The organism is Inquilinus sp. OTU3971 (genome assembly GCF_038440215.1).
Genome location: NZ_JASATH010000245.1, coordinates 1 through 10,577, shown reverse-complemented (window position 1 = coordinate 10,577; position 10,577 = coordinate 1). Strand labels below are relative to the sequence as shown.

The 10,577-nt window shown below is 70.3% G+C and carries 11 protein-coding genes; 1 reads left to right on the top strand and 10 read right to left on the bottom strand.

The genetic code is table 11. The annotated features are described in order from the left end of the window. Positions 1-152: 152 nt before the first annotated feature. The 5 genes from AAHM41_RS36140 to AAHM41_RS36120 all read right to left on the bottom strand — a co-directional run bounded on the left by AAHM41_RS36140 (position 153) and on the right by AAHM41_RS36120 (position 5,075). Positions 153-1,166: a carbohydrate kinase family protein gene (locus AAHM41_RS36140; RefSeq protein WP_342241477.1), complete on the bottom strand. Its 1,014-nt coding sequence runs from the start codon at positions 1,164-1,166 to the stop codon at positions 153-155. 1 nt (position 1,167) lies between these two features. Then, positions 1,168-2,190: a hypothetical protein gene (locus AAHM41_RS36135; protein WP_342241476.1), complete on the bottom strand. Its 1,023-nt coding sequence runs from the start codon at positions 2,188-2,190 to the stop codon at positions 1,168-1,170. Between the two features lie 43 nt (positions 2,191-2,233). Then, positions 2,234-3,022, bottom strand: coding sequence for an ATP-binding cassette domain-containing protein (locus AAHM41_RS36130; RefSeq protein WP_342241475.1), 789 nt, complete (start codon positions 3,020-3,022; stop codon positions 2,234-2,236). Then, the gene (locus AAHM41_RS36125; RefSeq protein WP_342241474.1) at positions 3,019-3,993 is read right to left on the bottom strand and encodes an ABC transporter permease; all 975 of its coding nucleotides are present in this window, start codon (positions 3,991-3,993) and stop codon (positions 3,019-3,021) included. The genes AAHM41_RS36130 and AAHM41_RS36125 overlap by 4 nt, the downstream gene beginning before the upstream one ends. 68 nt (positions 3,994-4,061) lie before the next feature. Next, complete coding sequence (locus tag AAHM41_RS36120; protein ID WP_342241473.1) at positions 4,062-5,075, bottom strand: substrate-binding domain-containing protein; 1,014 nt, start codon at positions 5,073-5,075, stop codon at positions 4,062-4,064. 156 nt (positions 5,076-5,231) lie between these two features. On the opposite strand from AAHM41_RS36120, the gene AAHM41_RS36115 reads away from it, so the two are divergent. Beyond that, positions 5,232-6,440, top strand: coding sequence for an ROK family transcriptional regulator (locus AAHM41_RS36115; RefSeq protein ID WP_342241472.1), 1,209 nt, complete (start codon positions 5,232-5,234; stop codon positions 6,438-6,440). Here AAHM41_RS36115 and AAHM41_RS36110 read toward each other — a convergent pair whose 3' ends face one another. The 5 genes from AAHM41_RS36110 to AAHM41_RS36090 all read right to left on the bottom strand — a co-directional run. Then, positions 6,441-7,913, bottom strand: coding sequence for a S8 family serine peptidase (locus AAHM41_RS36110; RefSeq protein WP_342241471.1), 1,473 nt, complete (start codon positions 7,911-7,913; stop codon positions 6,441-6,443). A 265-nt stretch (positions 7,914-8,178) separates the two neighbouring features. Beyond that, a complete protein-coding gene (locus tag AAHM41_RS36105) occupies positions 8,179-8,448 on the bottom strand; it encodes a hypothetical protein (protein WP_342241470.1) in 270 nt (89 codons plus the stop codon). 314 nt (positions 8,449-8,762) lie between these two features. Beyond that, the gene (locus AAHM41_RS36100) at positions 8,763-9,476 is read right to left on the bottom strand and encodes a DUF6065 family protein (RefSeq protein ID WP_342241469.1); all 714 of its coding nucleotides are present in this window, start codon (positions 9,474-9,476) and stop codon (positions 8,763-8,765) included. 74 nt (positions 9,477-9,550) lie between these two features. Further along, a complete protein-coding gene (locus AAHM41_RS36095) occupies positions 9,551-10,336 on the bottom strand; it encodes an anti-sigma factor family protein (protein WP_342241468.1) in 786 nt (261 codons plus the stop codon). Next, the coding region (locus AAHM41_RS36090; RefSeq protein ID WP_342241467.1) for a sigma factor-like helix-turn-helix DNA-binding protein at positions 10,317-10,577 on the bottom strand (261 nt) is incomplete at its 5' end. The genes AAHM41_RS36095 and AAHM41_RS36090, both read right to left, overlap by 20 nt.

Below are 10,577 nucleotides of genomic sequence, written 5' to 3'. Positions count from 1 at the left end.
CCCACCCCCCCACCCTAAACCGCTCCGCGATTTCGACCTCTCCCCGGGGGAGAGGTGAAGGTGGCGCTGGCTCAAATTCCCTCTCCCCAGGGGAGAGGGAGGGGCCCGGCGCGCAGCGACGGGAGGGTGAGGGGGTGGCTCGGTGCGGCCGGTCAGCTCGTCGGCTTGAACCCCGCCTTGTCGCCATAGGCGAAGCACTCCGCCGCCGAGGGGATGGCGCGTGACGTGCTGTAGGAGCCGAGGCTGAGCGCCGCGACGCAGACGCCCAGCCGCAGCCCTTTCTCCACCGGCCAGCCCTCGTGCAGCCCGAGCATGACGCCGGAGGCCAGGGCGTCGCCGGCGCCGTTGGTGCTCTTGACCGAATCCGGCGGCACCCAGGCCGCGCCCTGGCGCCACAGCCGGCCGTCGCGGTCGGCGGCGACCACGCCCTCCGGGAAATGCACCACCGCCAGGGTGGACACGCCCATGCGGATCAGCGCCGCCGCCGCCGCCTCGACCAGCGCCCAGTCGGGCCGGCCGTCGCGGTGGGTCTCGACGCCCGTCAGCGCCGTCGCCTCCAGCTCGTTGATGATGATGCTGTCGAGCAGCGGCAGGCAGGGCACCGTCAGGTCGCGCAGCCGGTCGCCGGCCACCCCGACCAGCTCCAGATTGGTGCGGTGGCCCGAGGCGCGGGCGCGGGCCAGCACCTCGGTGAAGCCGTTGCCGTTGCCCTGGGGCGCGTCCATCCGGGCGTGCACCCCGGGCGACCCGACATGGAAGATCTTCGCGGTCGACCCCGCCAGGTCGAAATGCCCGGGCGAGAGCAGGGCGTTGACACCTTCCTGGTAGAAGAAGGTCCGCCGCCCGCCCTCGGCCACGATCATCACGTCGGTATAGGCGGTGCGCCCGCCCGGCAGCACCGCGATCCGGCCCGCGCCGACGCCGTGGTCGCGGCAGACGTCCAGCGCCAGCCGGCCATAGGCGTCGTCGCCGACCACGCCCACCACCTCGATCGGGAAGGGGGCGCCCAGGCGGGCGAGGTCGATCGCCATGTTGAAGCCCGGGCCGCCGGAATCCGGCATCTCCTCCACGATCTTGGCGACGTGCTCCTGCGGCGGGAAGCGGTCGATGACCTTGTTGACGTCGATGCAGATGGTGCCGCCGCAGATGATGCCGGATCGCTCCATCTCAACCCTGCTTCAGCACGGCTTCGGTGGTCTGCAAATCGTCGGCCAACGGCCGCAGCGGGGTGATGCCCTGCTTCTGCAGCTCGCCATGATAGGCGCGCACGGCCTCCTCCGGCGCGATCGTGCCGTCGGCCACCTGGCGCATGAAGCTGACCATCGCCAGCGGCGATTCCGCCAGGTTGATCTTGCGGCCGAACAGGGCGACGCGGGCGCCGTATTTCTCGGCCTGGTGCAGCAGCTCGAAGCAGTCGCGGGTGGTGCCGGCGCCGCCGCCGAGCACGCCGACGATCAGGCTGGAGTCGAAGCTGGCCAGCTCCTCCAGCGCCTTCGGGCCGTTGAAGGGGATCTTCAGGAACTGCGGCCGGTCGGCCTTCATCACCCCGGCCAGGCAGCGCAGGATGCAGTCGTTCAGGTAGTGCGGCTGCAGCGCCGGGTCGATGCCGCTCGAAACATTCGGGTTGAACACCTCGAAGAAGTACTTGAAGCCGTTGGCGGCGCAGTCGGCGCGGAACTCGGCGAAGGCCTCCAGCGACCGGATGTCGGCGTCGAGGTCGTTGTTGAAGGTGACGGAGTAGAGGCCGAGATCGGTGCCGGTGATGGGAGCCTTCGGGTCCGGCGCGGTGCCGCCATGCATCACCCGGGGCAGCAGGGCCGACCGGAACGGGCGCGACGGCTGCTGGGGGTAGGAGCAGCCGCGCACCACCCAGACATCTGTGGTGTCGTTGGCGCGGATCGCCGGCTTGACCCGGCTGTTGCGGAAGGTGCCGCTCTCGACCAGCCGCTCCAGGTTCGAGGCCGAGACCAGCATGATGTCGACGATGTCCTGCTCCACCACCTGGCGGATGGTGTCGAGGAACTCGTCGCGGGTGCGGTAGCGGGTCCAACTGCCGTCTGGCGCGCGCTTCGGGCCGGTCGAGGTCAGGCTCGGCCCCATGTCGCCATCCTTGGCGTCGGCGATGATGAAGTCGCTGCGCTTGTACTGTCCGGCGCGGATGCGGGCCAGCTTCTCGTCCAGGCGGGTCATGCTCGGTCTCTCGTCTTTCGGTCGTTTGGGAAGGGAATAGAAGTCATGCGGCAGTCTCGCCTTGGGGCGCGGGTTGGTCACCCGGCATCGCCCCGGTCATGATCGCCACCACCTCAGCCATGCTGTGGCGCTGCGGCGAGGTCACGGCGACGCGGCGGCCCAGGCGCATGACATGGATGCGGTCGGCGACCTCGAACACATTCGGCATGTTGTGGCTGATCAGGACCACCGGCAGGCCGCGGTCGCGGATGGTGCGGATCAAATCCAGCACCTGGCCGGTCTCGCGCACGCCCAGCGCCGCCGTCGGCTCGTCCATGATCACCAGCTTGCGGGCGAAGACCGCGGCGCGGGCCACGGCGACGCCCTGGCGCTGGCCGCCGGACAGGCTCTCGACCGCATGGGTGATCGAGGGCAGGCGGAAGCGCAGCTCGTCCATGTGGCGCTGCGCCTCGCTGCGCATCCGCGGCTTGTCGAGCAGCCGCAGCCAGCGGCCGAGCGGGCCGGGCCGGCGCAGCTCGCGCCCCAGATACAGGTTGGCGGCGATGTCCAGCGCCGGCGCCACCGCCAGGTCCTGGTACACCGTCTCGATGCCGCGGCGCCGGGCGTCGAGCGGCCCGTGGAACCGCACCGGCTGGCCGTCCAGCAGCACCTCGCCCTCGTCGGGGGTGACGGCGCCGGACAGCACCTTGATCAGGGTCGACTTGCCGGCGCCGTTGTCGCCGATCACGGCCAGCACCTCGCCGTCGCGCAGCTCGAAATCGACGCCGCCCAGCGCGGTGACATGGCCGTAGCGCTTGACCACACCGCGGGCCTCCAGGATCGCTGCGCTCATACCCGCCTCCATCGCGACAGCTGGTCCAGCGCGACCGCGGTGATGACCAGGACGCCGGTGACCAGGTCCTGCCACAGCGGGTCGATGCCGATCAGGGTCAGGCCGTTGCGCAGCACGCCGACGATCAGCACGCCGATCAGCGTGCCGATCAGGCTGCCGCGGCCGCCGAACAGGCTGGTGCCGCCGATCACCACCGCGGTGATGCTGTCGAGATTGGCGTTCTGCATGGCGTTCGGGTCGGCGTTCGGGATCCGCCCCAGCGCCAGCCAGGCGCCGATGCCGTAGAGAAAGGCGGCGAACAGGTAGACCGACAGCAGGCGCCGCTGCACCGGTATACCGACCAGCCGCGCCGCCTCCGGGCTGTTGCCGATGGCGTAGATGTGCTTGCCCCAGGCGGTCTGGTTCAGCATGTACCAGACCAGCCCGTACAGCCCGAGCATGATGATCATGCCGTAGGTGACCACGGCGCCGCCCAGGCGCAGCGTGTTGCCGGTCCAGCCCAGCAGGTCGTCCAGCACCGGGAAGGCGCCGCCGCCGGAGAACAGCCGGGTGGCGGCGGTGACGATGCCGAGCAGCCCGAGCGTGACGATGAAGGGCGGCAGCTTCAGCCGGCTGACCAGCGTGCCGGTGACCAGCCCGACCAGGCTGCACAGCCCGATCGCCAGCAGCAGCGAGGGCAGGGCGGCGTAGCCTTCGTCCACCAGCTTGCCGGCGACGATGGTGCCCAATACGGCGATGGCGCCATTGGCCAGGTCGATGCCGGCGGTCAGGATCACCAGCGTCTGGCCGATCGCCAGCGTGCCGATGATCACCGATTGCTGCACGATCAGCGACAGGTTGCTCGGGGTCAGAAAGCGGTCGCTCATCGCCGTGAACACGGCGGCGAAGGCCATCAGCACGATCAGCGGGCCGAGCGGCGGGGTGGTCAGAACCCGCGCCGCCCGGCCGATCCAGGACGAGAATGGGGCCATCGCTCTCTCGTTCGGGAGGGCCAGGGGTTGGGCGGGCCCCGGAGAGCCCGCCCGGCTCGCGCTGGCGGTCAGCCCCAGCAGTTCTTCTCTCCGAAGTCGAGGTCCTTCGAGTCCAGACCCGGCAGCGGCTTGCCGGTGATCAGGAAGGAGCCGGTGTTGACGAAGCCGCTCGGCTTCTTGCCGCTCTTGGCGTATTCCGCCACGGCGTCGACGCCCATCTGCGCCATCTTGTAGGGGAACTGCATCACCGTCGCCGCGACGCGCCCATCCTTGACGTATTTGACGCCCAGGCAGCCGCCGTCGATCGAGGTGACGACGATGTCGCTCTCCTTGCCGGCGGCGCGGATGGCGGCATAGGCGCCCTGCGCCGCGGGTTCGTTGATGGTGTAGACGACGTTGATGTCGGGATGGGCGGAGAGCAGGTTCTCCATCGCCGTCTGGCCCTTGTCCTGGGCGCCGTTGGTGTTCTGCTTGCCGACGATGGCGGCGTCGCCCTCGGCGATGCCGAAGCCCTTGAGGAAGCCGTCATGGCGGAAGGTGTCGACCGTGCCGCCCGGCGTGCCGTCCAGCATCGCCAGCTTCGGCGCCTTGTCGCCCAGCGCCTTGCGGGCGTACTGGCCCTGCTGCACCCCGGCCTCGAAATTGTCGGTGGCGAAGGTGGCGTCGACCGCATCCGCCGGGTCGGTCGCGGTGTCCAGCGCGATCACCAGGATGCCGGCGTCGCGCGCCTTCTTGACCGCGCCGAGCACGCCGGTCGAGTTGTTCGGGGTGATCAGAATGCCCTTGGCGCCGGCGCTGATCAGGTCCTCGATCGCCGCCACTTGGCCTTCGTTGTCGCCGTCGAACTTGCCGGCGCGGGCGATCAGCTTCAGGCCCTTGGCCTTGGCCTCCGCCTCGGCGGCCTGGCGCATCTTGACGAAGAACGGGTTGACCTCGGTCTTGGTGACCAGGCCGACGATGGCCTCCTGCGCCATCGCCGCCGTGCTGCCGGCGGCCAGGGCGAGCCCGACCACGCCGGCGGCGAGCAGGCCGGCGAGGCGGCGGGGATTCGGAGCAAGCGCAGACCTCTGCGATCGGATCATCGCGGTTTCCTCCTGTTTGCGGGCAGGCGCTTCTGCGGCACCGGCCCTGCGCATTGGCCGGACGATTGACCGGCGACGGTCACGATAGATCGGACTTTTGATCGGAGTCAATCCGATGATCTGGATCTTTTGCCTGGAAAGGAGCATTACTAGGCGATGATCGTGTCAGATCCCGAGATCCACACCCTGGGCACCGCCGGCGCCGGCCATGTGCTGTCGCTGATCCTGTCCGGCCAGGCGCGGTCGCGGGCCGATCTGGCGCGCATCTCCGATCTCTCCCGCGCCACCATCGCCCAGCGCCTCGGCGTGCTGTTCGAGGCCGGGCTGCTGCAGGAGGCGGAGGAGACGCAGGCAAGCGGCGGCCGCCCCGCCCGCGTTCTCAAGCTGAACGAGGGCTTCGGCGTGGTGCTGGCGGCCGATATCGGCGAAAGCCGGATCCGGGTCGCGGCGACCGATCTCGGGCCGACGGTGCTGGCCGAGCGGCTCGGGGACCTCGATGTCGGCACGGGGCCGGTGCCGATCCTGACCTGGATCGGGCGGCAGTTCCGCGAATTGCTGGCCGAGATCGGCCGGCCGGCCTCCGACGTGCTGGGCATCGGCCTGTGCCTGCCGGCCCCGGTCGACCATGCCGCCGGGCGGGTGATGGGGCCGTCGGTGATGACCGGCTGGGACGATTTCGACATCCCCGGCTGGTTCGCGTCCAACTATGCCGCACCGGTCCTGGCCGAGAACGACGTCCGGCTGCGCACCCTGACCGAGCACAGGCAGTTCTGGCCGGAGGAGCGGCAGCTGGTGTTCATCAAGGCCGGCACCGGCATCGGCAGCGGCATCATCACCGAGGGCCGGATGCATCGCGGCGCCCGGGGGGCCGCCGGCGACATCGGCCACATCCAGCTGCGCGACGCCGAGGCGCCGCTGTGCCGCTGCGGCAAGCTGGGCTGCGTCGAGGCCTATGCGGCAGGCTGGGCGATCGCCCGCGACCTGCGGGCCCAGGGCTTCGAGGCGCGGGACGCGCGCGACGTGATGGCGCTGGTCGGGCGCAACCGGCCGGAGGCGATCAGCTTGGTGCGCCAGGCCGGCCGAGTGCTGGGCGAGGTCGCGGCCGACGTGGTCAGCGTGCTGAATCCCAGCGTCATCGTGGTCGGCGGCACCCTGTCCGAGGCGGGAGAGCACCTGCTGGCCGGGGTCCGCGAGTTCGTCTACCAGCGCTGCCTGCCGCTGGCGACGCGCGACCTGACCATCGTCGCCGCCCGCGCCGGCGAGCTGGCCGGGCTGCTGGGCGCGGCCCGGCTGGTGGTCGACACGAGGCTGCAGCCGCAGGCGGTCGACCGCCTGATCGCCGGGTTGAAGGCGCAGGCGGGCTGATCAGTTCAGGGGGATGCCGATCGGGGTGGGGCGGATGCGGCCGCCTTCGATCGGGGATCCCAGAGCCGGCGGAGAGCCCGCCGCCGGATCGAGGCGGTCGAGCCGGACCAGGCCCCAGCCGAAGACCGGGTCGCGGCCGGGCTCGCCCAGATCCTCCACCGCGGCGGCCAGAGCCTGCTTGACGTCGGCGCGCTTCAACTCGGGCGACCCCGCCCGGATATAGGCGATGGCGGCGGTGACGAAGGGCGCCGCGAAGGAGGTTCCGGTCCTCAGCCGCGCGCCGCTGAGCGACGCTGCCGTCCACACATCGACACCCGGGGCGGCGAAATCGATATGCCCGCCGCGGCCGGCTCGCCGGTAGGGGCGATACCGGTGATCGACCGCGGTCGCGACGGTCACGTTCGGATAGGCGGCCGGATAGAGCGGACCGGAGCTGGGCCCGTCGTTGCCGGCGGCGGCGACCATCATGACGTCCCTGTCGGCGATCGCCGCAACGGCCTGCCTGAGGACGGCGTTGTCCGGACCGGTCAGGCTCAGATTGATGACGTCGACATCCTTCGCGGCCACGATGTTCAGGGCCCGGACGAGATCATAGACGTCGCTGCGGTCGTCGCCGCGCTCCTGATGGAAGGCGTCGACGGCCACCAGCTCCGCTCCGGGCAGCAGCCCCGGTGCCCGGCTCCCGCTCGCTCCGACGAGGAGCGCCGCGATGGCCGTGCCATGGACCTTGGACGAGGGATCGCGGGGACCGTCGGAGAGGTCGGTGAGATCGATCTTCTGGTCCTTCAGCGCCTCATGCGCGAGGTTGATGCCGGTATCGACCAGGCCGATGCGCGGGGTCGAGGGCGTGAGCACGCCGTCCCGCGGCCAGCCGATCAGCGATCGCGCCAGGCAGGGTCGATCCGCGCATCCGGGCTCGCCCTGCGGGCGGTAGTAGTGATTGAGATCGGCGGTGACCCCGGGCCTCGTCTCGATCAGGCGCTGCCGCGCCTCGGCGAGCGTCAGGCCGGCCGGAACGCGAAGCCGCGCCAGCCGGTTGCCGAGCAGATCGATCTGCTCATCGGCGATGATGATGAAGCCGAGACCCTCGGCCGCAGCCAGATCCGCCGCGCTGCCGACGGCGACCAGCTCGGCAGGCGCATAGGCCGGTGCCGGCGGCCGCGGGGCCGCGCGCCGCGTCTGGGGTCGGGCCGGCGGCGGGGCGTTGCGATCGAAGAGGTCGCGGAAGATCGGAACGCCGTCATCGTCGTCGGAACGGTCGCCGCCATTCCCGCCGCCGCGGCCGCCGCTCGAGCGTCCTCCGCCACCGCCGCCGCCACCGCCGTCGTCATCACCGCCACCATCGTCATCATCGGCGAGCACGGTCGATGCAAGACGGATCCCGTCGCCGAAGAGCGGCCCGAGATCGGGGGTGATGCTGCCGCCCAGGAGAAACAGGACGCCCAGGGCGGCACGGCGAAGAACAGAAGCCACGGCGGCACGTCTCCTGATGGGAACCGGACCCCACGGATCGATCCCCGTTTGAACGGGTCGCATGAGATCTTGTTCCGCTTCGCGGATCGCTCCCCGACCCGACGGTCTTCGGAATATTCGGCGCGGTCGCCCGTTCCCCCTGCGGACCGAGCCTCGGTCCGAACTGGAAAGGAGCGAATATCATGACCCGATACGGGAAGCTGATGTCGGCCTTGATCGCCGGCGTGGCGGCGCTTGCTGGCACCACGGCGCAGGCGCGGGAGCATCAACCCATGGATCTCGAGCATGTGTCGCCCGTCATGACGAGCCGGAGCGACGGCACGATCATCGTCGCCGGCAACAGTTCGTCGAACTCGAGCTCCAACTCCTCGAGCAATTCGAGCTCGAACTCGTCCTCGAACAGCTCGTCGAATTCGAGCTCCAACTCGTCCTCGAACAGCTCGTCCAATTCGAGCTCGAACAGCTCTTCCAATTCCAGCGGCGGCGACCGCTGGCGGGCGTGGCGCTGACCGTCCCGGTCAGCCGATCGTCTCACAAGAAAGCGGGGGCCCTCAGGGCCCCCGCAGCATTGGCTAGGGGCATTCCCACATCGATGATCAAGAGCAATGCTTGGCATGGGAACGCGTGGCCTCTCCCGCTTGCGAGGCCTTTTCAGATCGCCCATCCCTTGCCGTCATTGTGAGGAGGCGAAGCCGACGAAGCAATCCAGGGGCCGGTGCGTGAGGCCCCTGGATTGCTTCCCCCGGCTCAAGGCCGGGGTCGCAATGACGGTGTAGGGGATTCGGAAAAGGCCTCGCAAGCGGGAGAGGCAATGGACGTACGCCCGGATATGTGAAACCGACAGGCCGCTTATCGGGCGGCGCGTGCCCAGCGGCGGTACCAGCCTTCGCCGGCGATGGTGTTCCGGTGGACCGTTTCGCGCTCCCGCGTCTGGTCGATCGTCTCCGCCCGGACCTCCGCCCTGATCGCCGCCCCATCGCGGCGGAACGGGATGACCTGGACCAGCGGCGTCCCCTTCTCGATCACGTAGAGGCCGTCGGGCGCCGTGGCGAAGAACGGGAAATGGATGTGCGCCGCGTAGGTGTCGGTGTCGACGATGCCGGCGACGCATTCGAAGGGCTGCGGCGGCCGGTTGAGCGGTGGCAGGAACAGGCAGCTCCAGCCCGGCGGCGTCCGGACCGACCAGTAGTTGTGGAACTTGCTCGGCGGGCGGGGCTCCCTCGGATTGCCGGCGACCTGATGGGCGCCGTGATTGCTGACCATCACCCGGTCGAACTCCCACCCCGCCTCGACGGCGCGGCCGCCCTCCCTGATGTCGAGGCGCACCGTCGCCGCCAGCGGCAGGATCCATCCCGTCGCCATGGCGTCGAAGAACGGCATGCAGCGCTTAACCGTCAGCCCGTTGTTGGTGACGGTGAGATGGTCCTTGTCGACCGGCGGCAGCTTGCGGAACCAGTCGGGAAGGACGGTTTTCGCCGGCCTCGGCTCGGCGATCACCCCGTGGTCCTGGGGCTGGCAGGTGAAGGACATGACCGGCCCAGGCCGGCGGATGAGAGACAGCATCGGAGACCTCCGGATTGACTCCCCCGATAACGGGAAGGAGGAGGCCTTATTCCGTCGCACGCGATCGGCCGCCGTCAGCGTCCTTTGCCCAGCGCTTCGGCCTCGTCCTCCCGCGAGAGCGGCTCATGCGCGCCCGCCGAGGCGAGATAGGCGTCGAGCGCTTCCATCGACGATGCCGGCGCGTATCCGCCGTCGCGCACGGGGGCGACCACGGCAAAGCGCACCGACCAGGCGCCGTCCGCGCGGCAGGCCACCGAGACCACGGAGGAGCCGGCCGCGGTGTCCACCTCGAATTCGCGGCACAGCACGCCGTTCGCGTCCCGGAACGAGGCGACGGCGCGAATCCGGTCGCCGGAGCCGGCCAGGACGGAGTCCTCGCCGGAGGCCACGCGACCGAGCGCTTCCGACAGCGCGGGGCTGCCCAACCCTGCGACCGAGAGCCCCTGTGGCGCGTCCCCGGTGCCGACGCCCGCGAGATAGCCGCCGACGCCGAACGCGATCGCCGCCACCGATGCGGCGAGCGGCACGATCCAGCGCCGTTGACGGAGCGGCAGCGCCCGGCCACCGGCCGCCCCGGGCGCGGCGACATGCGCCGCGCCTTCATCCCGGGAGACGCCCCGCTGCTTCGCCTCGTCGACCATCCGCCGCACCGACTGGCCGAGCGCTTCGGGGACCGGTTCGTCGAGCAGCGGCTGCAGCGATTCCTTGGCCCGGGCCCTGGTGTCGAGGAACAGGGCGACCCGGCCGGCGAGATCGTCGTCCGTCTCCATGGCCTTCTCGACGGCGGCGGCGGTCTCGTCGTCGAGCTCGCCATCGGCGAATGCCATCAGTGTCCGGTCGTCAAACTCGCGTGCGATCATCTGCCCCCGCCTTCGTGATCTCTGAACGTGACGGCCCGGGATTCATTCCGGCCGCTTCGGCGAGATTTTTCCTGGCCCGCGCCAGCCGGCTCATCACCGTTCCGATCGGGATCCCGAGGACATCGGCGGCCTCCCTGTAGGACAGGTCCTCGACGCAGACCAGGAACAGGACTTCGCGCTGCTCGTCGGCCCCGCCCCCGAGGCCCCGGCCCCCGGCCCCCCCGCCCCGGGGCCAACCGGC